23 protein-coding genes and 1 pseudogene are annotated in these 21,207 nt (G+C 71.7%); 8 read left to right on the forward strand and 16 right to left on the reverse strand.

Annotation, left to right across the window (positions count from 1 at the left end; genetic code table 11):
• Nucleotides 1-88 precede the first annotated feature (88 nt).
• Nucleotides 89-718 carry an NADPH-dependent FMN reductase gene (locus ACZ4WQ_RS37710; protein ID WP_398377630.1) on the reverse strand — a complete coding sequence of 210 codons (630 nt, stop codon included), beginning with the start codon at nucleotides 716-718 and terminating at the stop codon, nucleotides 89-91.
• 61 nt (nucleotides 719-779) lie between these two features.
• Here ACZ4WQ_RS37710 and soxR point away from each other — a divergent pair.
• Nucleotides 780-1,157: pseudogene (soxR, locus tag ACZ4WQ_RS37715) on the forward strand (redox-sensitive transcriptional activator SoxR); the annotation flags it as partial.
• A 107-nt stretch (nucleotides 1,158-1,264) separates the two neighbouring features.
• On the opposite strand, the gene ACZ4WQ_RS37720 reads toward soxR, so the two are convergent.
• Nucleotides 1,265-2,170 (reverse strand): TIGR03564 family F420-dependent LLM class oxidoreductase, encoded by a 906-nt coding sequence (locus ACZ4WQ_RS37720; RefSeq protein WP_398377632.1) that lies wholly within the window; start codon nucleotides 2,168-2,170, stop codon nucleotides 1,265-1,267.
• Nucleotides 2,171-2,181: 11 nt separating this feature from the next.
• Nucleotides 2,182-3,168, reverse strand: coding sequence for a zinc-binding dehydrogenase (locus ACZ4WQ_RS37725; RefSeq protein WP_398377634.1), 987 nt, complete (start codon nucleotides 3,166-3,168; stop codon nucleotides 2,182-2,184).
• A gap of 114 nt (nucleotides 3,169-3,282) precedes the next feature.
• On the opposite strand from ACZ4WQ_RS37725, the gene ACZ4WQ_RS37730 reads away from it, so the two are divergent.
• Nucleotides 3,283-3,882 carry a TetR/AcrR family transcriptional regulator gene (locus ACZ4WQ_RS37730; protein WP_398377636.1) on the forward strand — a complete coding sequence of 200 codons (600 nt, stop codon included), beginning with the start codon at nucleotides 3,283-3,285 and terminating at the stop codon, nucleotides 3,880-3,882.
• A gap of 34 nt (nucleotides 3,883-3,916) precedes the next feature.
• Here the strand turns inward: ACZ4WQ_RS37730 and ACZ4WQ_RS37735 are convergent, their stop codons facing one another.
• Both ACZ4WQ_RS37735 and ACZ4WQ_RS37740 read right to left on the reverse strand, forming a co-directional pair.
• Nucleotides 3,917-5,164, reverse strand: a complete 1,248-nt coding sequence (locus ACZ4WQ_RS37735; RefSeq protein ID WP_398377638.1) for a GNAT family N-acetyltransferase — start codon at nucleotides 5,162-5,164, stop codon at nucleotides 3,917-3,919.
• Nucleotides 5,165-5,237: 73 nt separating this feature from the next.
• Nucleotides 5,238-5,927: an RsiG family protein gene (locus ACZ4WQ_RS37740; protein ID WP_398377640.1), complete on the reverse strand. Its 690-nt coding sequence runs from the start codon at nucleotides 5,925-5,927 to the stop codon at nucleotides 5,238-5,240.
• A 152-nt stretch (nucleotides 5,928-6,079) separates the two neighbouring features.
• On the opposite strand from ACZ4WQ_RS37740, the gene dtd reads away from it, so the two are divergent.
• On the forward strand, nucleotides 6,080-6,505 hold the full coding sequence (gene dtd / locus ACZ4WQ_RS37745; RefSeq protein ID WP_352133474.1) for a D-aminoacyl-tRNA deacylase: 426 nt from the start codon (nucleotides 6,080-6,082) through the stop codon (nucleotides 6,503-6,505).
• A 33-nt stretch (nucleotides 6,506-6,538) separates the two neighbouring features.
• On the opposite strand, the gene ygfZ is transcribed toward dtd, so the two are convergent.
• The 3 genes from ygfZ to ACZ4WQ_RS37760 all read right to left on the reverse strand — a co-directional run bounded on the left by ygfZ (nucleotide 6,539) and on the right by ACZ4WQ_RS37760 (nucleotide 8,674).
• Complete coding sequence (gene ygfZ / locus ACZ4WQ_RS37750) at nucleotides 6,539-7,504, reverse strand: CAF17-like 4Fe-4S cluster assembly/insertion protein YgfZ (RefSeq protein WP_311724579.1); 966 nt, start codon at nucleotides 7,502-7,504, stop codon at nucleotides 6,539-6,541.
• 38 nt (nucleotides 7,505-7,542) lie between these two features.
• Nucleotides 7,543-8,034 (reverse strand): Fur family transcriptional regulator, encoded by a 492-nt coding sequence (locus tag ACZ4WQ_RS37755; protein ID WP_398377643.1) that lies wholly within the window; start codon nucleotides 8,032-8,034, stop codon nucleotides 7,543-7,545.
• A gap of 76 nt (nucleotides 8,035-8,110) precedes the next feature.
• A complete protein-coding gene (locus ACZ4WQ_RS37760; protein ID WP_311724576.1) occupies nucleotides 8,111-8,674 on the reverse strand; it encodes a heme-binding beta-barrel domain-containing protein in 564 nt (187 codons plus the stop codon).
• A gap of 306 nt (nucleotides 8,675-8,980) precedes the next feature.
• On the opposite strand from ACZ4WQ_RS37760, the gene ACZ4WQ_RS37765 reads away from it, so the two are divergent.
• Nucleotides 8,981-9,343 (forward strand): DsrE family protein, encoded by a 363-nt coding sequence (locus ACZ4WQ_RS37765; protein ID WP_311724575.1) that lies wholly within the window; start codon nucleotides 8,981-8,983, stop codon nucleotides 9,341-9,343.
• A 60-nt stretch (nucleotides 9,344-9,403) separates the two neighbouring features.
• Here the strand turns inward: ACZ4WQ_RS37765 and ACZ4WQ_RS37770 are convergent, their stop codons facing one another.
• The 7 genes from ACZ4WQ_RS37770 to ACZ4WQ_RS37800 all read right to left on the reverse strand — a co-directional run bounded on the left by ACZ4WQ_RS37770 (nucleotide 9,404) and on the right by ACZ4WQ_RS37800 (nucleotide 13,977).
• Nucleotides 9,404-9,664 carry a DUF3099 domain-containing protein gene (locus ACZ4WQ_RS37770; protein ID WP_311724574.1) on the reverse strand — a complete coding sequence of 87 codons (261 nt, stop codon included), beginning with the start codon at nucleotides 9,662-9,664 and terminating at the stop codon, nucleotides 9,404-9,406.
• A gap of 170 nt (nucleotides 9,665-9,834) precedes the next feature.
• Nucleotides 9,835-10,122, reverse strand: a complete 288-nt coding sequence (locus ACZ4WQ_RS37775; RefSeq protein WP_311724573.1) for a DUF1416 domain-containing protein — start codon at nucleotides 10,120-10,122, stop codon at nucleotides 9,835-9,837.
• Nucleotides 10,123-10,162: 40 nt separating this feature from the next.
• Entirely contained in the window at nucleotides 10,163-11,002 is an 840-nt protein-coding gene (locus ACZ4WQ_RS37780) for a sulfurtransferase (RefSeq protein ID WP_311724572.1), read from the reverse strand.
• Nucleotides 11,003-11,164: 162 nt separating this feature from the next.
• The gene (locus tag ACZ4WQ_RS37785; RefSeq protein WP_352133573.1) at nucleotides 11,165-11,245 is read right to left on the reverse strand and encodes a putative leader peptide; all 81 of its coding nucleotides are present in this window, start codon (nucleotides 11,243-11,245) and stop codon (nucleotides 11,165-11,167) included.
• Nucleotides 11,246-11,500: 255 nt separating this feature from the next.
• Nucleotides 11,501-12,196, reverse strand: coding sequence for an LmeA family phospholipid-binding protein (locus tag ACZ4WQ_RS37790; protein ID WP_385347040.1), 696 nt, complete (start codon nucleotides 12,194-12,196; stop codon nucleotides 11,501-11,503).
• A gap of 88 nt (nucleotides 12,197-12,284) precedes the next feature.
• Nucleotides 12,285-13,682: a hypothetical protein gene (locus ACZ4WQ_RS37795; RefSeq protein ID WP_398377646.1), complete on the reverse strand. Its 1,398-nt coding sequence runs from the start codon at nucleotides 13,680-13,682 to the stop codon at nucleotides 12,285-12,287.
• 10 nt (nucleotides 13,683-13,692) lie between these two features.
• Nucleotides 13,693-13,977, reverse strand: coding sequence for a MoaD/ThiS family protein (locus ACZ4WQ_RS37800; protein WP_311724569.1), 285 nt, complete (start codon nucleotides 13,975-13,977; stop codon nucleotides 13,693-13,695).
• Between the two features lie 104 nt (nucleotides 13,978-14,081).
• Between ACZ4WQ_RS37800 and ACZ4WQ_RS37805 the strand changes: the two genes are divergently transcribed.
• Nucleotides 14,082-15,815 (forward strand): ABC transporter ATP-binding protein, encoded by a 1,734-nt coding sequence (locus tag ACZ4WQ_RS37805; RefSeq protein WP_398377648.1) that lies wholly within the window; start codon nucleotides 14,082-14,084, stop codon nucleotides 15,813-15,815.
• A 232-nt stretch (nucleotides 15,816-16,047) separates the two neighbouring features.
• A complete protein-coding gene (locus ACZ4WQ_RS37810; RefSeq protein ID WP_311724645.1) occupies nucleotides 16,048-17,946 on the forward strand; it encodes an ABC transporter ATP-binding protein in 1,899 nt (632 codons plus the stop codon).
• 42 nt (nucleotides 17,947-17,988) lie between these two features.
• Here the strand turns inward: ACZ4WQ_RS37810 and ACZ4WQ_RS37815 are convergent, their stop codons facing one another.
• The gene (locus ACZ4WQ_RS37815) at nucleotides 17,989-18,945 is read right to left on the reverse strand and encodes an alpha/beta hydrolase (RefSeq protein WP_398377650.1); all 957 of its coding nucleotides are present in this window, start codon (nucleotides 18,943-18,945) and stop codon (nucleotides 17,989-17,991) included.
• A 304-nt stretch (nucleotides 18,946-19,249) separates the two neighbouring features.
• Here ACZ4WQ_RS37815 and ACZ4WQ_RS37820 point away from each other — a divergent pair, with 304 nt between their 5' ends.
• Together ACZ4WQ_RS37820 and ACZ4WQ_RS37825 are read left to right on the forward strand one after the other, a co-directional pair.
• Nucleotides 19,250-20,053, forward strand: coding sequence for a response regulator transcription factor (locus tag ACZ4WQ_RS37820; RefSeq protein WP_398377652.1), 804 nt, complete (start codon nucleotides 19,250-19,252; stop codon nucleotides 20,051-20,053).
• Nucleotides 20,054-20,077: 24 nt separating this feature from the next.
• Nucleotides 20,078-21,100, forward strand: a complete 1,023-nt coding sequence (locus ACZ4WQ_RS37825; RefSeq protein ID WP_311724565.1) for a LacI family DNA-binding transcriptional regulator — start codon at nucleotides 20,078-20,080, stop codon at nucleotides 21,098-21,100.
• The last annotated feature ends 107 nt before the right edge of the window (nucleotides 21,101-21,207 follow it).

The following is a 21,207-nucleotide window of genomic DNA, read 5'->3' on the forward strand; positions in this document are numbered from 1 at the left end:
GCCCGACGGCGACGTCGGCGGGGCAACGGGTCGGGGGCGATCGGTCAGGGGCGACCGGTGATCGGGGGCACCTGGTCGGCGGGGGTGGTCAGCCCTGGTACGGGCGGGTGGCGCGGGCCTCGCGCAGCGCCCACCCCCACCACTCCAGCTGGTCGAGCATCGTCGAGGCGGCCGCCTCGGCCCCCTGCGGGTCCTTCAGCGTGCCGTCCGCGTCGAAGAGCTCCCCGGCGTTGTGGAAGCTCACCGTGTCGCGGACGGTGACCGCGTGCAGCTCGGCGAAGACGGTTCGCAGGTGCTCGACCGCGCGCAGGCCGCCGGAGATCCCGCCGTACGAGACGAACCCGACGGGTTTGGCCCGCCACTGTGTGTAGTGCCAGTCGATGGCGTTCTTGAGGGAGGCCGGGTAGCTGTGGTTGTACTCCGGGGTGATCACGACGAACGCGTCGGCGGCCTCCAGCCGGGGCGCCACGGCCGCCAGGGCCGCGGCGTCCTCGGGGCCGGGCCGGTGGCTGAGCGTCCCGGGCAGTGGGGTGTCGGCCAGGTCGATGACGTCGATGCGCAGGTCCGCCCGGGGTGTGGCGCGGCTGGTGAACCAGTCGGCGACCTTCGGGCCGAAGCGCCCCTCGCGGGTGCTGCCGACGATGACGGCGAGCTGGAGGGGAGTGGCGACGGAGGTGGAAGTTGCGGCGGCGGTGTGGCCGGCCGTTTCGGTAACCATGCCTCCAGACTCGGACTTAAACATAACTTGAAGTCAAGCTACGCTCGTTTTTATGAGCCAGATGTCGTGGAAGACCCATGAACTCACGGTCGGTGACCTGTCCCAACGCAGTGGAGTCCCCGCCTCCGCGCTGCGCTTCTACGAGCGCGAAGGGCTCATCCACAGCCGCCGCACCACCGGGAACCAGCGCCGTTACACCCGCGACACGCTGCGCCGGGTGGCCTTTGTGCGCTCCTCGCAGCGCGTCGGCATCCCGCTGGCCAGGATCCGGGAGGTCCTCTCGCTCTTCCCCGAGGACCACGTCCTCAGCAAGGAGGACTGGGCCCAGATCTCGGAGCGCTGGCGCGAGGACCTCAGCGAGCGGATCGAGCAGCTGCTGAATCTGCGCGACAGCCTCACCGACTGCATCGGCTGCGGCTGTCTGTCGATCGACAAGTGCGCGCTGGTGAACCGTCACGACAGACTCGGCGAGCAGGGCCCGGGCGCGCGCCGACTGCTGAAGTCCTGCTCCGATTCGGACGGGCCCGGGGCCTGTGGACCCGTCGGTCAGGACGCGGCCAGCTCCGCCAACAAGGCGAGCGTGCGGGCCTGTTCCTCGGACGTGCCGACCGGGGAGGCGATGAACTCGGTCGCCCCCGCGTCGACCAGCTCCCGCAACTCCTGCTCGACGGTGGACTCGTCGCCCAGTGCCGCGGTGTCCTGCGGGCCCGCCGAGCCGTCGCGGTCCAGCACGGCGCGGTAGTGCGGAATCTGGTCGACCTGGCTGAACTGTTCGGCCATTTCCGCGCGGCGCGCCTCCGGGTCCGCGGTCACGCCCACGGCCTTGAAGACGACGACGCGCGGCGCGGGCCGCCCCGCGTGGGCCGCCGCCCGGGTGATGGTGGGCACGATGTGGTCCGCGAGCGCGGCCCTGCCCGCCCAGACGGCGACGGTGCCGTCGGCCAGCTCGCCCGCCACCTTGAGCATCGCCGGGCCGAGCGCGCCGACCAGCAGCGCGGGCGGCTCGGCGCCGGGCGCGGTGACCGCGCCGACGGCCTTGAGGGTCTCGCCCTCGTGCGTCACGCTCTCGCCGCGCAGCAAGGGCACCAGAGCGGACAGGTATTCCCGCAGATGGCGGGCCGGCCGGTCGAAGGAGTGGCCGAACTGCCCCTCGATGATGTGCCGGTGGCTCACCCCGACGCCGAGCGTGAAGCGGTTGCCGGTGGCCGCCTGGGCGGTCAGCGCCTGGGCGGCGAGCGTCAACGGGTGGCGCGGATACGTCGGGACCACGGAAGTGCCCAGCGTCAGCCCGGGCACCTGGGGGCCGATGGCGGCGGCCGCGGTCAGGGCGTCCCAGGCGCCCAACTCGGGCAGCCAGGCGGTGCCGAGACCCGACGCGGCGATGTCGCGCGCCTGCGCGACGACCGAGTCGAGCGGGGTGCCGAGGACGTTCAGAAGAAGTCCGATGCGCATGGGATCGCCTTTCACGCGGTTGTGGCGGTTGTGGGGACGGGCTTCGCGCTCGCGGCGGGGCCCGTGGAGGGGCCGATGTCGAGGACGGCCTTGCCCGGCACGCGCCGCCCGAGCAGCGCGTCCGCCGCCTCCGCGACTCGCTCCCAGGACCCGCGCCAGCCGATCTCCGGCGACAGCTCGCCGCGCGCCACGAGACCGGCGAGGGCGGCGAGGTCCGGGCCCGGGTGGGAGGGGTCCGCGAACGAGTGCAGCGACTTGGCCGGGCCGAGCGAGAAGATGCCGTTCGGCGGGAACACGGCAGGCTGGTCGTGGGCGGCCCAGCCGATGCTCTGTAGGTTGCCGCCCGGCTTGAGCAGGTTCCAGGCGGCCACGAGCTGGGGCCCGCCGACGTTCTCCAGGACCACGTCCACGGGCTGCTCGACCGGCTCAAGACCGACCACGACCTCGTCCGCGCCGAGCCCCTTCAGCCCCTCGCCGCGCGCGGGCGAGCCCACCGAGGCGATGACGTACGCCCCGGCCCGCCGCGCCAGTTGGACGGCCATCCGTCCGACGCCGCCCGAGGCGCCGGTGATCAGTACCCGCTTGCCCAGGACGCTCCCGGCCGCGCGCAGCGTACGCAGGGCGGTGATGCCGACCAGCGGGAGCGCGGCGGCGTCGGCCAGGTCGACCGTGTCGGGCAACTTGGCGAGGCTGTCGCTCGCGAAGGCCGCGCGCTCGCTCCACGCGCCCGGGCCGAAGGCGACGACGCGGGCTCCCGCTGCGGGCCCGGAGCCGTCGGCCGCGGCGCGGAGCACGACCCCCGCCGCGTCGTAGCCCATGACGGAGCCGGGCGGCTGATGGGCGGCCCACCGCACCTCCCCGTAGTTCATCGACGCGTGCCGCACCTCGATCAGCGCCTCGCCCGGCCCCGGCGTGGGCTCCGGTACGTCCGCGAAGCGCAGGGACCCCGGCGCCTCGGGGTCGACGATCACCGCGCGCATGGTGGTGCTGTTGCTCATGGCTGCCTCCCCAGGGCAGACGAGTGAACCGGACCGGCAGTCCGCTTCCGTGTGGTGGATACTATGGGGACCGGCGGTCCGGTTACAACCGCCGGCCGGATGGGAGGAGGTGCCGTGAGCGAGGCCACGACAGCGCACAGCGCCGGACGCGGCGAGCGTGCCGACGCCGCGCGCAATCGGCGCGCGATCCTGCGCGCCACCGAGGAGTTGCTGGCGGAGTGCGGCGCCGAGCATGTGTCCCTCGACCGGGTGGCGGCCGCCGCGGGGGTCGGCAAGGGCACCGTCTTCCGCCGCTTCGGCAGCCGTACGGGCCTGTTCCGGGCGCTGCTGGCCGACCGCGCGGCCCAGCTGGCGGAGGCGATCCACGAGGAGGCGGCGCCGCTGGGCACCGATAGTGCCCCGTGCGAGCGGCTGCTGGCCTTCCTCGACGCGCTGGCCGACCTCGCCGAGCGCCATCTGTCCCTGATCGCCGCGCACGAACGCGCCTGTGGCGACGACAAGTTCGACGACCCCACCTATCGGGGGTGGCACGCCCACGTCTCCGCGCTGGTCCGGGAACTCGGACCGGGCCTCGACGCCGAGTTCGTGGCCCATATGCTGCTCGCCGCGTTCGACGGCGAGCTGGTGCGGCGGCTGACGGCTGACGGGGACTGGACGCGGTTCCGTCAGTCGGTCAGGGACCTGGCCGACCTGCTGGTCGGCCAGGGGACGTAACGGCGCGGGCGCGCGGCAGCGGGGCCGGTCGGAATCAGAAGATGTCCGGGCACCAAGGGCGGCGCGGGGTGCGCAGCAGGAGGTCCGCCCGGCCCGCGGCGCCCTCGCGCTCCTCGGCGACCCGCCCCAGCGCGGCCAGCCGGACCACGGACTCGTCCCCCAGCCACAGCGTCCCCAGCTCGGCGATGTCCATGGTCAGGTCGGCGGACCGGGTGGTCGGCGCGCAGGAGACGCCGTCGGGCCCGGCCTCCAGCAGATAGCGGCCGCCGGCCAGGCCCGCGCGGTCGGACAGCTCCAGGACCAGCGAGCCCGGGACGGGGTACGTACGGGCCTCGAGCAGCCGGGGGACGTCCAGCGGCCGCAGCCACAGGAAGTCGGCGTGCGTCGTGACCTGGGCCGCCCGCGGGTCGCCCAGCAGCAGCGGCAGTAGGTCGTCCGGCGGGCGGTAGCCGGTGGCGACCTGGGTGACCCAGTCGACGGAGAACAGGAAGTGCCACAGCGCGCGCTCGGCGGCCGGGGAAGCCGCGAGCATCCCGAGCACACTGGCGGTGTTGTGGGGGAGCTTGCCCTCCCACTTGCTGTCGCCCGCGTAGGCGAGCAGACCGTCCACGGAGCCGTCGGGGGAGCGGTACAGGACGTAGAAAGGCTCCGTCCACGGCTGGTTGGGGAAGGGCAGCAGGCCGGTGTTCACCCGCCACCACCTCTCACGGCGGTCGATCATGCCGTGCTGCCGGGCGCGCAGCCGCTCGTGCAGCGCGGGGCCCAGCTCCCGTACCTCGGCGCCGTCCGCGAAGTCCACCCGGCCGCCGCACGCGGGCCCGGAGTAGCGCGCGTCGAGCCCGGCGCGCGCGACGTCCACCCGCCACTCGGTGACCCAGGTGGCCGGGCCGAACCCGTACCGTCCGTAGATCGGGTACTCGGCGGCTATCAGCGACGCCACCACCTCGCCGCGCTCCTGCGCCGCGCGCAGGTCGCGCTCCATCATCCGGCTGAGCAGCCCCTGGCGGCGGTGCGTGGGCGAGACCGAGACGTTGGTGATGGCGTCGGCCGCGACCGCCGCCCCGCCGACCGCCGTCAGCCGCTGCGTGAAGCTGCGGAAGGTGCCCACACAGCGGCCCCGGTCGAAGGCCCCCTGCACACGGTCCAGTTCCTGGCCGATGTGCGACCGCCGGATGTCGACCTCTTCCTTGCTCGCCTCCGGCGGCCGCAGAAAACCGGTGTTGAGCGCGCGGGTCCAGTCGGTGAGGTCGGAGTCGGCGACCGTACGGATCTCTGGGGCCATGAACCCCACGGTATGCGGCCGATACCGCCAGGTGCACATGGATATCCGCGGGGTTCCCCCTGCCCCGGAGGGCTTACGAGAGCAGGTCGTCCACGTGCGCCTCTCCCTCGCGGTACCTTCGGGTGATCTCCGCTCCGCAGTCGTCCGCCGTGCGCTGAAGCTCCCGCCGCTGCCGCGAGACCTGCCGCTCGTAGTCGGCGAGCCGGCCCATCGCGCCGGCCAACTCCTCGTCCGTACGCGCCCCCAGATCGGACAGGCCGATCTCGGCCAGCGTCTCCTCGGCCAGCCGCCGGTACTCCGCGCCCTGTGGAGTGCCGAGCGTCACATGCCGGGCGGAGGAGCGGTGCCCCGATGGCCCGTCGGCGAGGATCTCCGGCAGCAGGTCCACCACCGGCGAGCCGGGGGCCGAGCGGCGGTTCAGCTCCGCCCGGAGGATGTCGACCCGGCCCTGGAGCAGCCTGCGCACATAGCTCAGGTCCGCCTCCTCGCGCTGGGCCGAGCGGCGCAGGGCCCGCAGCTCCGACAGCCGCAGCCCGGCCGGCTCCCGCGCCGCCGAAGCGGACGCCGAACCGGAGGCCGAAGCGGATGCCGAACCGGAATCGGCCTGTCGGCCGCCGCGCTGGCTCGGCGGCCGCGGTGGCCGTAGGTCCGTCGGCTGGAATCCCTGCTGCTGTAGGGCCTCGGTGGCCGCCTGGAGCAGGCCGCCGTCTCCCGGGCGCGTCGATGCGGGCCCGGGCGGCTGCCCGGTGCCGGATGTGATCATGCGGTTTCCGTCCCCTCCATGCGGTGCTACGCGAGCTGATCGCGTTGTGCCCATTGCGCACCGCTTGCACGCATCGTGCCACTGTGTGAGGTCCGTCCGCAGCGCGCTTCCACCCGATCGGCCCCGGAAGGAGGCAGGGCATGATGGACCGTATGCGTGCTGTGGTACAGAGGGTGAACGGGGCCAACGTCGTCGTGGACGGCGAGACGGTCGGGGAGATCGTCGGGCAGGGGCTGTGCGTCCTGGTCGGGGTGACCCACGACGACACCCCGGAGAAGGCGGCGCAGCTGGCCCGCAAGCTGTGGACCGTACGGATCCTGGAGGGCGAGAAGTCCTGCTCGGACCTGGGCGCCCCGCTGCTGGTCATCAGCCAGTTCACGCTCTACGGCGACGCGCGCAAGGGGCGCCGGCCCACCTGGAACGCGGCGGCGCCGGGCGAGGTCGCCGAGCCGCTGGTGGACGAGGTCGTGGCCCGGCTGCGGGAGCTGGGCGCGCAGGTGGAGACGGGCCGGTTCGGAGCGGACATGAAGGTCTCGCTCACGAACGACGGCCCGTTCACCGTGATCGTCGAGGTCTGAGGCGAGGGCCGCGGCCCTCGCCTACGCCCGCGTCTACGGTTCGACGACGACCTCCTGCGAGGCGGCCGTCGTATCCACGATCAGCGCCGCGTCCACGGGCACGTTGCGCTTGACCAGCGCCAGCGCGATCGGCCCCAGCTCGTAGTGGCGCGCCGACGTCGTCACAAAGCCCAGCGGGCGCCCCGCCGTGCCGTCCGAGGCGAGCCGCACGGGAGCGCCGTGGCCGGGCAGGGTCACCTCGCTGCCGTCCAGGTGGAGAAAGACCAGCCGGCGGGGCGGCTTGCCCAGGTTCTCCACCCGGGCGACGGTCTCCTGACCGCGGTAGCAGCCCTTGTGGAGGTGTACGGCGCTGCCGATCCAGCCGAGCTCGTGGGGGATCGTCCGGTGGTCGGTCTCCAGGCCGATCCGCGGGCGGTGCGCCTCGACGCGCAGCGCCTCGTACGCCAGCACACCGGCCGGCGGGCCGCCCGCCGCGGCGAAGGACTCCAGGTCGGCGCGGGGCAGGAACAGGTCCCGGCCGTACGGGGTCTCGCGGACGACGGCGCCCTCGGGGGCCTCGGTGATGCTGCCCGCCGGGAGGTGGACGACGGCGAACTCCTCGGTGCGGTCCGCGACGTCCACCCGGTAGAAGAACTTCATGCTCTCCAGGTACGCGAGCAGATCACCCTGGGTGTCGGGCTCCACATGGGCCCAGGTGGTCTCGCCGTCGTCGACTATGTAGAGCGCGTGTTCGATATGGCCGTGCGGGGAGAGGATCAGCGCCTCCGTGGCCTCACCGGCCGGGAGTTCGCTCACGTGCTGGGTGAGCAGCAGGTGCAGCCAGCTCAGCCGGTCCGCGCCGGTGACCGTGACCACACCGCGGTGCGAGAGGTCCACGAAGCCGGAGCCGTCGGCGAGCGTGCGCTGCTCGCGGAACAGGTCGCCGTAGTGCGCGGCGACGCCTTCGTCGGCGCCCTCGCCGGGGACGGCGCCGGGCAGCGACAGCAAAGGGCTCTTCATGCGCTCAGCCTACGACTCGGCGAGTCCTAGGACCTGGCCTAGGACTCGCTCCCGCGGGCCTTGGGGGCATCCGCCCGGGAGGCGTCATCCGCTCGGGAGTCGCCGTCCGTCCGGCCGGCGGAGCACTTGGCGCAGCGGCCGAAGATCGCGAAGTGCTTCATATCGGTCTCGAACCCGAAGCTCGCCCGCAGCTGCCGGGTGAAGGGCTCGGCCACCGACAGATCGGCCTCGATCACATCCGTGCAGTCCCGGCAGACCATGTGGATGTGGTGGTGCCGGTCGGCCAGGTGGTACGTGGGAGCGCCGTGCCCGAGGTGGGCATGGCTCACCAGCCCCAGCTCCTCCAGCAGCTCCAGGGTGCGGTAGACCGTGGAGATGTTGACGCCGCTCGCGGTGCGGCGCACCTCGGTGAGGATGTCGTCCGGGGTGGCGTGCTCGAGGTGGTCGACGGCCTCGAGCACGAGCTGGCGCTGCGGCGTCAGGCGATAGCCGCGCTCCCGCAGATCTGTCTTCCAGTCGGTGGTCGCCACGGGCCCAGTGTAGGCGTGGGCCCGGGCGGCCGTGCGGTCCGCGGAGGAAGCGGCCGGTCAGCGGGGAAGCGGCCGGTCAGCGGAAGAAGGCGATGCCGTCGTCCGGGAGGTCCTTGAGGTCCTTGGCCCATTCGCGCGGGTCCACGACCTTCTTCAGGTGCGCGGACATGTACGGCCGCAGCGGCACCTCCGGGGTGGCCTTCTCGCCGACCCACATCAGATCGCTCTTGACGTAGCCGTAGAGCCGCTTGCCGCCGGAGTACGGGCCGGAGGCGGCGGTCCGGGCCACGGCGTCCGTCACCACGTCGATCTGCGGCTTGCCGTCCGCCAGCTCGCCGTACCAGACCTCGACGACGCCCTGGTCGCGGATCATGACGATCTCGACCTTGCGGTCCTTGTCGATCCGCCAGAAGCCGTACTCGGACTCCAGCGGACGGACCTTCTTGCCGTCGCCGTCGAGCACCCAGGTGTGCGAGATGTACTCCAGGAAGTCGCGTCCGTCGTGGGTGAACGTCACTTCCTGCCCGAAGTTGCACTTCTCGGTCCCCGGGAAGTCGTAGACGCCCGCGCCCTCCCAGTTGCCGAGGAGGAAGACGAGCGGCACGAGGTCCGGGTGCAGGTCGGACGGAATCTCGATCATGAGTTCAGGCGATCTGTGGGAAGGGGAATGGAGGGGAGGGGGCGAGGTGCCCCCGGGTGCCGGGCAGCGGGCGGGTCAGCGCTGGCCCTGGTACAGCTTCTTCCAGGTCAGCGCGGCGAAGCCGAGCGTGGCGACGACGACCAGGATCATCAGGGTGGTGAAGACTGCCTCAAGCACGTGCGCGCTCCTTGGAGGAGTGGGGTGTTCCGGTGGGACTGGCGGAACGGTCGTGGACCGCGGCCGAGTCTAGTCGCCGGTGTGGTGGTCGGCTCTTCGAGGTCTCCCGGTCCGGCCTAGGCTGGCCGCATGGCGAAGAAGCTGGTGATCAAGGTGACGGCGGGCGCGGACGCGCCCGAGCGGTGCTCCCAGGCGTTCACGGTGGCGGCGGTGGCCGCGGCGAGCGGCGTGGAGGTCTCGCTGTGGCTGACGGGGGAGTCGACCTGGTTCGCGCTCCCGGGACGCGCGGCGGAGTTCGAACTGCCGCATGCGGCGCCGCTGCCGGATCTCATCGACGGCATCCTCGCCGGTGGCTCGATCACCGTGTGCTCGCAGTGTGCGGCCCGCCGGGAGATCGAGGAGAAGGACCTCATCAAGGGCGCCCGGATCGCGGGGGCACAGGTGTTCGTCAGCGAGATCATGCCCGACGGGGTCCAGGCGCTCGTCTACTGACCGCACTCGTCCACGGACCGGGGACTTCGTCTCTTCGGCCCGGTCGGGCCGGAGATCGCGCTAGTGGCGGTGGTGGTCGTACTCGTCCAGCTCCCGCCACCACCGGTCGGACTCCTCGTCCCCCGACTCGTCCCACCACCGGTCGCTCGGCCCCCTGCGGTTGGCCACGATGGCGGCCAGCGGCGGGATCACCATGGCGACGACACACATGGCCACGGCGGCCGGGACGGACCACAGGCGTACGAATCCCCATGCCGAGACGAACAGCGTCAGACACGCGCCCATCAGGATGAAGTATGCGTGGCGGCGTCGCGCGTACATATCCCCAGGATACGTCCGGGGACGCCGCTCGGACAGGTCGAGGACAGCCCCCGCGCAGCCCCGTAAGGCCCCCGTAGGGCCCCGAAGTGCCCGGAGGGCCGCACCCCGCCGAGGCGTCCAACCCCGGGGTGCGGCCCTCCGGCCGTGCTGTCCGTGACGCGCGGGTGGCGTCAGACGGCGATGGCGACCTCCGCCAGGCCACCCTTCTGGGCGACGACGGTACGGTCCGCGGTCGCGCCCGGCACCAGGGCGCGCACCGTCCAGGTGCCCTCGGCCGCGTAGAAGCGGAACTGTCCGGTCGCCGAGGTGGGGACCTCGGCGGTGAACTCGCCGGTGCTGTCCAGCAGCCGGACGTAGCCGGTGACCGGCTCGCCGTTACGGGTCACGGAACCCTGGATGGTGGTCTCGCCGGGCTTGATGGTCGACGCGTCGGGGCCGCCGGCCGTTGCTCCACACATGGGTGACTGTCCTTACGTTCGGGGAGGGGAGGGAGGAGGGTCAGCTGTTGGCGCCCAGCTCGATCGGCACGCCGACGAGGGAGCCGTACTCGGTCCAGGAGCCGTCGTAGTTCTTGACGTTGGTCTGGCCGAGCAGCTCGTGCAGGACGAACCAGGTGTGAGCGGAGCGCTCACCGATGCGGCAGTAGGCGATGGTGTCCTTCGCCAGGTCGACGCCCTCGCCCTCGTAGAGCTCCTTGAGCTCGTCGTCGGACTTGAAGGTGCCGTCGTCGTTGGCGGACTTCGACCAGGGGATGTTGCGGGCGGACGGCACGTGGCCCGGGCGCTGCGACTGCTCCTGCGGGAGGTGCGCCGGGGCGAGCAGCTTGCCGGAGAACTCGTCGGGGGAGCGGACGTCCACCAGGTTCAGCGAGCCGATGGCCGCCACGACGTCGTCGCGGAAGGCGCGGATCGAGACGTCCTGGGCCTTGGCCTGGTACTCGGTCTTCGCCCGGGACGGGACCTCGGCGACCAGGTCGCGCGAGTCGAGCTCCCACTTCTTGCGGCCGCCGTCGAGGAGCTTGACGTCCTGGTGCCCGTAGAGCTTGAAGTACCAGTAGGCGTACGACGCGAACCAGTTGTTGTTGCCGCCGTAGAGCACGACCGTGTCGTCGTTGGCGATGCCCTTCTCGGAGAGCAGCTTCTCGAAGCCCGCCTGGTCGACGAAGTCGCGGCGCACCGGGTCCTGGAGGTCCTGCTTCCAGTCGATCCGGATGGCGTTCTTGATGTGGTTCTTGTCGTAGGCAGAGGTGTCCTCGTCGACCTCCACGATGACCGTCTTGGGGTCGTCGATGCGGGCCTGTACCCAGTCGGCGTCGACGAGGACGTCACTGCGGCTCATGTTTTTCTCCTCCGGGGCAGTTGCGGCGGTACGGGTACGCGTCGGAATGCGGGCTACGCGCGGTTCGGTAGCGGGCGTACGAGCGGAGTGCGGGCAGGCCCGGCTGACTGGCGGGCCATTAGGACGGGGCCGTGAGGTGAAGGAGCGGGCCGCGCGTCCTCGTCAGGCGGCGCGACAGAGCATGGCGGCCACGCGGCACAGGTCTACTGCCCGCCGCTTTGTGAGATCCGCCTGTCGCTTCATGCGTCCGATCGTAGGGACGGACAGCCGGGCATGTCACCGCCGTGTCGGATGATGAGACGGGATTGTCCGCGATGTGAAACGAGAAGGGCGCCCGGCGCGTCGCGGAGCGGTCCGCGGGGCGTCGGGCGCCCAGGAATGTCCGCCATCGCGGACGAGACCGTCTCATGGAATGGACGACCGTGGAACGCGGGGGCGGGTGGGGTACGGATGGGGGTGGGTACTGGGCGGCTGCGGGGGCGCTGCGGCCCCGGATGATCAGCCCGCCAGCTCGACGTTCTTACCCACGACCGACACGTTTATGCCCTCCTCGTCCGTCTCCACCTTGTCCAGCTTCATGCCCGCCGGCAGACCGTCGATCTTGCGCTCCATGTCGGTGCGCTGCCGCACCTTCTGCTCCCACTGCGGGATCTTGCTGCCGGGGACGGACTCGGCGTGCAGCTTGATCGTGTCGCCGTTGACGATGGTGACCGTGGAGTACGTGCTGAGGCTCAGGCCCATCAGCTGCCCGGTGATCTTGACGCGGCCGCGCCCCGACTCGTCCGCCCCGGCGTAGCCGACCGTGATGCCCTGGCCCGCGGCCGTGGACAGGTCCGCGTAGCTGATGTGCGCGGACCCGGTGGCGCTGTCGGCGGTGGCGGAGGAGAAGCTGCTGGAGATCCGGACGTTGTGCAGCGTGGCGTCGAGCTTGGTGACGCGCACCGTACGGCCGCCCCCCGCGTCCGTGGTCAGCCCGTCCACGCCGATCTCGACCTCGTCCAGCTCCTTGCCGGCGACCTGGGTCAGGAACGGGAAGCCGTTGATCGAGACATCGGGGGTGCTGGTCAGCCCCTGACTGCTCTTGATCTTGTCGGCTGCCTCGGACTCCGCCATATAAAGCGCCAGGCGGTCGGCGGCGACGAACAGAACGCCGAGTACGACGAAGACGATCAGTGTGATTCGCAGTGCGCGCATTGCGTTGGGTCCCCCAGGCTCTGGCTCAGGCCGTCGCCTGAGGCTGCGAGCCTAACCGCAGCGGTGCGGGCACCCCCTAGGGCCCGGATCACACCAGCGCGCGCCCGATCACATAGACCGCGGGGGCCGCGGCGGCGAGGGGAAGGGCGACGCCCGCGGTCATGTGCACGAAGCGGGAGGGGTAGTCGTAGCTGGCCACCCGCAGCCCGATCAGCGCGCACACCCCCGCCGCCAGGCCCAGCCCCACGGCGCCGGCGGTGCCGGTGCCGGTCAGCTGGGCGGCCGCCAGGCCCGCGCCCGCGGACGCCATCAGCGCCAGGACCGCGGAGACGGCGCCCGGCAGCGGCAGGGCGCGCACCAGCGCCGCCACCGCGACGGCGGCCGCCCCCACCACGACGGCGTCCGAGGACTCGGCGACCGCGGCCAGATGCCCGGCGGCGATCACGGTCACCGCGGTCGAGGCGACGGCCGCCGTCAGGCCGTACAGCCGCTCGTCGGGCGAGGCGTGGCTGCGCAGTTGGAGGATCAGCACCAGCAGCAGCCAGACGCCGAGCGTGCCCATGAGCACCGTCGGGGCGTGTGAGCGCTCGGTGGCCAGCAGGCCGATGTCCGCGGCCAGGCCGCCCGCGAAGGCCAGCGCGATGCCCTGCCGGGCGGGCCACATCCCGTTGAGCCGGAACCAGCCCGCCGCGGTGACCGCCTGGAGCAGCGCCACGACGACGGCGACGGCGGGCCGGGCCAGCGGCGCGGTGGCCGCGAGGAGCGCGGCGAGCACGGCGGTCAGGGCGGCGGGGGTCAGCCCCGGGGAGAGGATCATCGGGCGGCCCTCGGCGCGGGCCTGCTCGGCGGCGGTGAGCGGCTTGGCGGGGGTCTCGGGGGTCTCGGGGGCCGCGGCGGGGGCGATGGCCTCGGCGGGCTCGGCCGGAGCCGAGCGCGGTGGCGCGGCGGCGGCCCGGGGCTCGGCGGGGCGGGTGGCGGCCGAGAACTGCATGGTGGCGTCGGAGGCGGCGGCGTACGGCTCCTGGTGCCCCTGGTACGCCTGCTGGCCCTGGTACGCCTGCCCTTGGTAACCCTGCTGGCCCTGGACCTGGTTCTGGTAGGCGGCCTGGCCGCCTTGGTGGTGCCACTGCTGAGGGTGGCTCTGTTCCGGGTGCCCCTGCTGCTGGTACGCCTGCTGCTGGTACGCCTGCTGCTGGTATCCCTGCCCCGGGTACGCCTGCTGCTGCGGCTGCTGCTGGTACGCCTGCTGCCCGTCGTACGCGGACCCGTCGTACCCCTGCCAGGCGCCGGGCTGCTGGCCCCGCTGGTCGTACTGGCCCTGCTGGTCGTACTGGCCCTGGGGAGCGTAGGACCCGTACGCGTCCTGCTCCGCCTGTCCTGCGTATCCCTCGTAATCTCCGTAGCCCTGGTACGGCGTCTCGGCCGACCCGTTCGGCCCATAGGGGTCGTACGGATTACTGCCGGAATGCTGCGGCTGGTTGCTCATGACGTCGGGGTCACCCTCCTGCGAACGGCGGGAGCACCTCGACCGTGCCGCCCTCGGCCAGTTGGACCGTCTTGTGATCACGGGTGCCGACGGGGTCGCCGTCGACCAGGAACGAGCACCGCCCCAGCACCCGCGCGAACTCCGGTCGCGCGGTGTGCCGCTGCCGGGCGGCGTCCAGGGCGTCGGCGAGCGTGGCCGCGGCGTACGGCTCCTCGGCGGTGCCGGCGGCCGCCTTGGCCGCGGCCCAGTACCGGATGGTGCCGGCCGGCGGCCCCGCCGTGTTCTTCATCGCCATCGCGATCCCTCTCCCGTCATCTGCCGCCCCCCATGATGACGGGGTCGGGCGGCAGACCGGTAAATCCCCGGGTGCGCTCCGGGGCGCTCGCTTAGGGTTTCGGTGTGCTGGTCCGACTTATACGGGCGTACCTGAGGCCCTACACCCGATCGATCGCTCTGATCGTCGCGCTGCAACTTGTGCAGACGCTGGCGACGCTCTACCTGCCGACGCTCAACGCCGACATCATCGACGACGGTGTCGTGAAGGGTGACACCGGTTACATCCTTCAGATCGGCGGTGTGATGATCGCCGTCACGCTGGTGCAGATCGTCTGCTCCATCGGCGCCGTCTACTACGGCGCCCGGACGGCGATGGCGCTCGGCCGCGATGTGCGCGCCGCCGTCTTCGACCGCGTGCAGTCCTTCTCCGCCCGTGAGATGGGCCACTTCGGCGCGCCCTCGCTCATCACCCGCACCACCAACGACGTGCAGCAGGTCCAGATGCTGGCCCTGATGTCGTTCACCCTGATGGTCTCGGCGCCGATCATGTGTGTGGGCGGCATCGTCATGGCGCTCAACCAGGACGTGCCGCTCTCCGGGCTGCTGCTGCTCATCGTCCCGACCCTGGGCATCATCGTCTCGCTGATCGTCCGGCAGATGCGCCCGCTGTTCCGGGGCGTCCAGGAGCGCATCGACACGGTCAACCGGGTGCTGCGCGAGCAGATCACCGGCATCCGCGTCATCCGCGCCTTCGTCCGCGACGAGCACGAGCGGGATCGTTTCACCGAGGCCAACACCGAGTTGCTGGATGTTTCGATGCGGGCCGGCCGGCTGATGTCGCTGATGTTCCCGGCCGTGATGATGGTGGTGAACCTCTCCAGCGTCGCCGTCGTCTGGTTCGGCGGGCACCGCATCGACAGCGAGGACATGCAGATCGGCGCGCTGACCGCGTTCCTCAGCTATCTGATGCAGATTCTGATGGCCGTGATGATGGCCACCTTCATGTTCATGATGGTGCCCCGCGCCGAGGTGTGCGCCGAGCGCATCCAGGAGGTGCTGGAGACCGAGACCAGCGTCGCCCTGCCCCTCAAGCCCGTCCCGCCCCTGGAGCGCCGGGGTCTGCTGGAGCTGCGCGGCGTGGAGTTCCGCTACCCGGGCGCCGAGGAGCCCGTGCTGCGCGAGGTCTCGCTCGTCGCCCGGCCCGGCCAGACCACGGCCGTCATCGGCTCCACCGGAAGCGGCAAGTCCACCCTGCTGGGTCTGGTGCCCCGCCTCTTCGACGCGACCGACGGCAGCGTGCACCTGGACGGGGTGGACGTGCGCGACATGGACCCGGTCCTGATGGCCGAGGCCATCGGCCTGGTGCCGCAGAAGCCGTACCTCTTCTCCGGCACCGTCGCTTCAAACCTGCGGTACGGAAAGCCGGACGCGACCGACGACGAGCTGTGGCAGGCCCTGGAGACCGCCCAGGCCCGCGACTTCGTCGAGCGCCTGGAGGGCGGTCTCGAGGCCCCCATCGCCCAGGGCGGCGGCAATGTGTCCGGCGGTCAGCGGCAGCGGCTGGCGATCGCCCGCGCGCTGGTCCGCAAGCCGTCCGTCTATCTCTTCGACGACTCCTTCTCGGCCCTGGACTACGCCACGGACGCGCGGCTGCGGGCCGCGCTCGCGGATGAGACGGAGGACGCGACGGTGATCATCGTCGCCCAGCGGGTGTCCACCATCCGGGGCGCGGACCGGATCGTGGTCCTCGACGAGGGGCGGGTCGTCGGCACGGGCACGCACACCGAGCTGATGGAGAACAACCAGACCTACCGGGAGATCGTGCTCTCCCAGCTCACCGAGCAGGAGGCCGCGTGAGCGTGTCTTGGCGCGCTGTGCGGGCTGGACTGAGGAGCCGCGCAGCGACGGAGGAGCGAGCAGTGACGAGGGAAGCCCGCGCGTGGGAGCGCGCCGAGACTGAGCGGGTGGGAGGGGCATGAGCGAGAAGAGCGCTCCGGCGTCCAGTACCCCGGAGCCCAGCACCCCGGCGCCCAGCGCTGCGGCGGCGCCCCGAAGAGGCCCCGCGCCGGCGGCCGGCCCCGCGCGTTTCATGGGCGGCCAGCCGGCCGAGCGCAGCATGGACTTCAAGGGTTCCAGCCGCCGTCTGCTGGCGACCCTTCAGCCCGAGCGCGGCCTGTCGATGGTGGTGCTCGCGCTGTGCACGGTCAGCATCGCGCTGTCGGTGCTCGGCCCGAAGATCCTCGGCCAGGCCACGGACCTGATCTTCGCGGGCATCATCGGGCGGCAGCTGCCCGCCGACGTGACGAAGGCGGAGGCGGTCGAGGGGCTGCGGCGGCAGGGCCAGGACACGGTGGCCGACATGGTCGCGTCCATGGACGTGGTCCCCGGCCAGGGCATCGACTTCGGCGCGGTCGGGACCGTGCTGATGTGGGTGACCGCGATTTACGTCATCTCCTCGCTGTTCAATCTCTTCCAGGCGCGCGTCGCCACGGTCGTGGTGCAGCGCGCGGTCTTCCGGATGCGCGAGGACGTCGAGCGGAAGCTGGCCCGGCTGCCGCTGTCGTACTTCGACAAGCAGCCGCGCGGCGAGGTGCTGTCGCGGGCCACCAACGACATCGACAACATCCAGCAGACGCTTCAGCAGACCCTCAGCCAGCTCATGGCCTCGCTGCTGACCATCGTGGGCGTGCTGGCCATGATGTTCTGGATCTCGCCGCTGCTTGCGCTGGTCGCGCTGGTGACCGTGCCGGTCTCGGTGGTGGTCGCCACGAAGGTGGGCAAGCGGGCGCAGCCGCAGTTCGTGGCGCAGTGGAAGACCACCGGCAAGCTCAACGCCCATATCGAGGAGATGTACACCGGCCACTCGCTGGTGAAGGTCTTCGGCCGCCAGAAGGAGTCCGCCGAGCTCTTCCGGGCGCAGAACGAGAAGCTGTACGAGGCGGGCTTCCGCGCCCAGTTCATCTCCGGGATCATCCAGCCCGCGATGATGTTCATCGGCAACCTCAACTATGTGCTGGTCGCCGTGGTCGGCGGGTTGCGGGTGGCGAGCGGGGCGCTGTCGATCGGCGACGTCCAGGCCTTCGTCCAGTACTCGCGCCAGTTCAGCCAGCCGCTCACCCAGGTCGCCTCCATGGCCAACCTGGTGCAGTCGGGTGTCGCGTCCGCCGAGCGGGTCTTCGAGCTGCTGGACGCGCCGGAGCAGGAGGCGGACGCGTCGCCGTCGGCGCGGCCGGAGCAGGTGCGCGGCCGGGTCGAGTTCGAGGACGTCTCCTTCCGCTACGAGCCCGACAGGCCGCTGATCGAGGAGCTGTCGCTGGCGGTGCGGCCGGGCCAGACGGTGGCCATCGTCGGCCCGACCGGCGCGGGCAAGACCACCCTGGTCAATCTGCTGATGCGGTTCTACGAGGTCAGCGGCGGGCGGATCACGCTGGACGGGGTGGACATCGCCGCCATGAGCCGGGAGGAGCTGCGCTCCAACATCGGCATGGTGCTCCAGGACACCTGGCTCTTCGGCGGGACGATCGCGGACAACATCGCGTACGGGGCGGAGGGCGCGTCGTTCGACAAGATCGTCGAGGCGGCCAGGGCCACGCATGTCGACCGCTTCGTACGGACCCTGCCGGACGGCTACGACACGGTGATCGACGACGAGGGCTCCAACATCAGCGTCGGCGAGAAGCAGCTGATCACCATCGCCCGGGCGTTCCTGGCGGAGCCGGCGATCCTGGTCCTGGACGAGGCGACGAGCTCGGTCGACACCCGTACGGAGGTGCTCATCCAGCACGCGATGGCCTCCCTGCGGACCGGCCGCACCAGCTTTGTGATCGCCCACCGGCTGTCGACGATCCGCGACGCGGACGTGATCCTCGTGATGGAGGCCGGGCGGATCGTGGAGCAGGGCACGCACGAGTCGCTGCGGGAGGCGGGCGGAGCGTATGCGCGGCTGTACGAGGCGCAGTTCGCGGAGCCGCTGGCCGAGGCGGAGTGAGCCGGGCCGGGCCGGCTGAGGTGGAGCGAGCCGGCCCGGGGGTCAGACGCGGCTTGTCGCCCAGGCGGCGATCCGGTCGAGCAGCTCGGCGTCGGCCGCGTTCTCCGCGTGGCCGAAGCCCGGCTCGATCCACAGCTCTGTGGATGACGGATCCGCCGCCTCCGCCAGCGACCGCGGGTGGTCCAGCGGGAAGTACGGGTCCCGGTCGCCGTGGACGATCAGCAGGGGCGTGGGCGCGATCAGCGGGGCGGCGGCGACCGGCGGGAGCGGTTCGGGGTCCCAGCCGCGGGCGTCGATGCGGGTGCGCAGCCCGTAGCGGGAGACCAGCCGCCCGGCCGGCCGGGTGATCGCCCAGTGCACCCGGCGCATCGGGGCGGTTCCCCGGTAGTACCAGCGGGCAGGTGCGCTCACCGCCACTGCGGCGTCCGTGTGCGCCCCTTCGCGCTCCCTCGCGCCCCCTTTCGCTTCGAGTGCCCCCGTGCCCGCCCCTTCCTCGGTGCCTGCCCCGTACAGCGCCGCGTGCCGCAGCACCACCGAGCCGCCCATCGAGAACCCGACCGTGGCGACCCGCCGGTGTCCGAGCCGGCGCGCCCACCGCACCGCGGCGGCCAGGTCCAGGACCTCCCGGTCGCCGACCGTGGAGCGCCCGCCGGACCGGCCGTGGCCTCGGAAAGAGAAGGTCACCACGGCCGCGTGCCCGCCCAGCGCCGCCGCGGCGCGCCGCAGCGCGGGGCGCTCCAGGGCGCCCGTGAAGCCGTGCGCGACCACGATCGCCGGGCCGCTCACGCCCGCGGCCGGAGCGGATGGGGACGGCCCGGCAGGGGGCTCGGCAGGGGGCGCGGCGAGGGGCCCGAACGGCTCATACGCGGCCTCGATCGGCACCCCGTCGTCCGTCAGCAGCACGGCCCGCTGCCAGGCCTCTTGCCTGGTCCGGCGCCCCCGGTCGGTGATCAAGGAAACAGAAGACGGCGCGGATGCAGCCTTAAGCCCACGTGTCATGTGGGTTATTCTTCTGGGAAGAGGATCCGGGCAAAGCAGCCCCCGGGTCCTTTTGTGCTTTCAAGCGCGTTCTGCGCGTTTGAGCGCACACGCGCTCCAGGGCGCGGAGCCGCAGCCGACACGACGTAGTGCCGAGCCGCAAGAAGTGCAGTACGAGCCAGTCAGGTACGAAGCAGTAGCCGCATACTCCCCCAGGCTCGGGCCTGGGAGGTGCCCCCTCTCGCAGGGACCGAGGAGGAACCGACGTAATGGGCGAGCGAAGCGTGTCCGACCGCAAGACGACGGCCAGGGCGGGTGATGACCGATGAGCTCCCTCCTGCTGCTGACCAACGCGCTACAGCCCTCCACCGAGGTGCTCCCCGCGCTGGGACTCCTGCTGCACAGCGTGCGGGTGGCTCCGGCCGAGGGCCCGGCTCTGGTCGATACCCCCGGCGCCGATGTGATCCTGATCGACGGCCGGCGCGATCTGCCCCAGGTGCGCAGCCTGTGCCAGCTGCTGCGCTCCACCGGGCCCGGCTGTCCGCTGATCCTCGTGGTGACCGAGGGCGGCCTCGCCGCCGTCACCGCGGACTGGGGCATCGACGATGTGCTGCTCGACACCGCGGGCCCGGCCGAGGTCGAGGCCCGGCTGCGGCTGGCGATGGGCCGCCAGCAGATCACCACGGACGACAGCCCGATGGAGATCCGCAACGGCGACCTGTCGGTCGACGAGGCCACGTACAGCGCGAAGCTCAAGGGCCGTGTGCTGGATCTCACATTCAAGGAGTTCGAGCTCCTCAAGTACCTGGCGCAGCACCCCGGCCGGGTCTTCACCCGGGCGCAGCTGCTCCAGGAGGTCTGGGGCTACGACTACTTCGGCGGCACCCGCACGGTCGATGTGCACGTACGGCGGCTGCGGGCCAAACTCGGCCCGGAGCACGAGTCCTTGATCGGCACCGTGCGGAACGTGGGCTACCGGTTCGTCGCCCCGGAGAAGGGCGACCGCGGCACCGAAGAGGCGAAGCGGAGGGCGGACACCGCGAGGGCGGCGCGCGAGGAGGCTCCGGCCGACGGGGCGCCGCTCGCGGAGAACGTGAAAGCCGGTGCCGCACGCTCGGCCAACACATAGCTGGACCCGCGTAGACTGCCGCGCGTGGCCAAGGTGACGCGGGATGATGTGGCAAGGCTGGCGGGGACTTCCACCGCGGTCGTCAGTTACGTCATCAATAACGGACCAAGGCCGGTCGCCCCGGCCACGCGCGAGCGGGTACTCGCAGCGATCAAGGAGCTCGGCTACCGGCCGGACCGGGTCGCGCAGGCGATGGCCAGCCGGCGGACGGACCTCATAGGACTGATCGTCCCGGACGCGCGCCAGCCGTTCTTCGGCGAGATGGCGCACGCCGTCGAGCAGGCCGCCTCCGAGCGCGGAAAGATGGTGCTGGTCGGCAACTCCGACTACCTCGACGAGCGCGAGGTGCACTATCTGCGCGCCTTCCTGGGCATGCGGGTGTCCGGGCTGATCCTCATCAGCCAGGGCCTGAGCGAGAACGCCGCCGCCGAGATCGAGGCGTGGGACGCCCGCGTGGTGCTGCTGCACGAGCGCCCCGAGGCGATCGACGACGTGGCGGTGGTGCTGGACGACATCGGCGGCGCGCAGCTGGCCGTGCGGCATCTGCTGGAGCACGGATACGAGTACGTGGCGTGCATCGGCGGCATCGAGATCACCCCGACCGTCGGCGACCCGGTCACCGACCACGTCGAGGGCTGGCGCCGGGCGATGCTGGAAGCCGGGCGGTCCACGGAGGGACGGCTCTTCCAGGCCCCGTACAACCGGTACGACGCCTACAAGGTCGCCCTGGGGCTGCTGTCAGGACCCGACCGGCCGCCGGCCATCTTCTGCGCGACGGACGACCAGGCGATCGGCGTCCTGCGGGCGGCGCGCGAACTGCGCATCGAGGTGCCCGGAGAGCTGGCGGTCGCCGGCTTCGACGATGTGAAGGAGGCGGGGCTCACCGATCCGCCGCTGACGACGGTCGCCTCCGACCGGCCCGCGATGGCGCGTGCGGCCGTCGACATGGTGCTCGACGACGCGGTACGGCCCGCGTCCTCGCGGCGGGAGCGGGTGCGGCAGTTCCCGTCGGCGCTGGTGGTACGGCGGTCCTGCGGCTGCGCGTAACCTCCGCGCGATCCGGCCCGGGCCGTCTTTATCTCGGGCATACCGACTTCTGTCGGGCTTCTCAGCGGGCACTCAGAAAGTTCTCATACTCGCTGAGCACAGTCATA

Source organism: Streptomyces sp. NPDC028305, assembly GCF_055569495.1.

What these genes read in the sequence shown, in the direction of transcription:
- ACZ4WQ_RS37765 (WP_311724575.1), top strand. Translation starts at nt 8,981, where the DNA reads ATGGCGAAGAAGCTGGTGATCAAGGTGACGGCGGGCGCGGACGCGCCC.
- ACZ4WQ_RS37800 (WP_311724569.1), bottom strand. Translation starts at nt 13,977, where the DNA reads ATGGCGATGAAGAACACGGCGGGGCCGCCGGCCGGCACCATCCGGTAC.
- ygfZ (WP_311724579.1), bottom strand. Translation starts at nt 7,504, where the DNA reads ATGAAGAGCCCTTTGCTGTCGCTGCCCGGCGCCGTCCCCGGCGAGGGC.
- ACZ4WQ_RS37735 (WP_398377638.1), bottom strand. Translation starts at nt 5,164, where the DNA reads ATGGCCCCAGAGATCCGTACGGTCGCCGACTCCGACCTCACCGACTGG.
- ACZ4WQ_RS37770 (WP_311724574.1), bottom strand. Translation starts at nt 9,664, where the DNA reads ATGTACGCGCGACGCCGCCACGCATACTTCATCCTGATGGGCGCGTGT.
- ACZ4WQ_RS37780 (WP_311724572.1), bottom strand. Translation starts at nt 11,002, where the DNA reads ATGAGCCGCAGTGACGTCCTCGTCGACGCCGACTGGGTACAGGCCCGC.
- ACZ4WQ_RS37725 (WP_398377634.1), bottom strand. Translation starts at nt 3,168, where the DNA reads ATGAGCAACAGCACCACCATGCGCGCGGTGATCGTCGACCCCGAGGCG.
- ACZ4WQ_RS37785 (WP_352133573.1), bottom strand. Translation starts at nt 11,245, where the DNA reads ATGAAGCGACAGGCGGATCTCACAAAGCGGCGGGCAGTAGACCTGTGC.
- dtd (WP_352133474.1), top strand. Translation starts at nt 6,080, where the DNA reads ATGCGTGCTGTGGTACAGAGGGTGAACGGGGCCAACGTCGTCGTGGAC.
- ACZ4WQ_RS37815 (WP_398377650.1), bottom strand. Translation starts at nt 18,945, where the DNA reads ATGACACGTGGGCTTAAGGCTGCATCCGCGCCGTCTTCTGTTTCCTTG.
- ACZ4WQ_RS37710 (WP_398377630.1), bottom strand. Translation starts at nt 718, where the DNA reads ATGGTTACCGAAACGGCCGGCCACACCGCCGCCGCAACTTCCACCTCC.
- ACZ4WQ_RS37775 (WP_311724573.1), bottom strand. Translation starts at nt 10,122, where the DNA reads ATGTGTGGAGCAACGGCCGGCGGCCCCGACGCGTCGACCATCAAGCCC.
- ACZ4WQ_RS37790 (WP_385347040.1), bottom strand. Translation starts at nt 12,196, where the DNA reads ATGCGCGCACTGCGAATCACACTGATCGTCTTCGTCGTACTCGGCGTT.
- ACZ4WQ_RS37760 (WP_311724576.1), bottom strand. Translation starts at nt 8,674, where the DNA reads ATGATCGAGATTCCGTCCGACCTGCACCCGGACCTCGTGCCGCTCGTC.
- ACZ4WQ_RS37795 (WP_398377646.1), bottom strand. Translation starts at nt 13,682, where the DNA reads ATGAGCAACCAGCCGCAGCATTCCGGCAGTAATCCGTACGACCCCTAT.
- ACZ4WQ_RS37720 (WP_398377632.1), bottom strand. Translation starts at nt 2,170, where the DNA reads ATGCGCATCGGACTTCTTCTGAACGTCCTCGGCACCCCGCTCGACTCG.
- ACZ4WQ_RS37740 (WP_398377640.1), bottom strand. Translation starts at nt 5,927, where the DNA reads ATGATCACATCCGGCACCGGGCAGCCGCCCGGGCCCGCATCGACGCGC.
- ACZ4WQ_RS37820 (WP_398377652.1), top strand. Translation starts at nt 19,250, where the DNA reads ATGAGCTCCCTCCTGCTGCTGACCAACGCGCTACAGCCCTCCACCGAG.
- ACZ4WQ_RS37810 (WP_311724645.1), top strand. Translation starts at nt 16,048, where the DNA reads ATGGGCGGCCAGCCGGCCGAGCGCAGCATGGACTTCAAGGGTTCCAGC.